Raw genomic sequence first — 248 nt, 5'->3', positions numbered from 1 at the left:
GGCAAATACCAAGCGGTGAAAAAATTCAAACTTGGCAGGTTACCCCGCGCGAAGGCAGTAAGCCTAAATCGGCGGTGGTGCTAGATGTGACATTTACAGATAACGGTAAGTCGTTGTTAACCGAAAGCTCCAGCGGTATCGCAGAGCGATTTATTATACGAGAGAATAATGAACACAATTGAACATCGCTTAATGGAACTTGAAGCCAAAGTGGCTTTTCAAGACGAAACAATTGAAGTCTTAAATGA

Annotated in this window: 2 pseudogenes; both read left to right on the top strand. The window is 42.7% G+C overall.

Annotation, left to right across the window (positions count from 1 at the left end):
- Positions 1 to 182: pseudogene (locus tag AAEY57_RS20735) on the top strand (hypothetical protein); the annotation flags it as partial.
- Positions 169 to 248 (top strand): annotated as a pseudogene (locus AAEY57_RS20730) (SlyX family protein); the annotation flags it as partial. The pseudogenes AAEY57_RS20735 and AAEY57_RS20730, both read left to right, overlap by 14 nt.

It is taken from the genome of Pseudoalteromonas sp. MER144-MNA-CIBAN-0113, assembly GCF_040308965.1.
Taxonomy (GTDB): domain Bacteria; phylum Pseudomonadota; class Gammaproteobacteria; order Enterobacterales; family Alteromonadaceae; genus Pseudoalteromonas; species Pseudoalteromonas tetraodonis.
The sequence above is the reverse complement of the archived record's forward strand: the minus strand, read 5'-3'. Positions and strand labels throughout refer to the sequence as shown.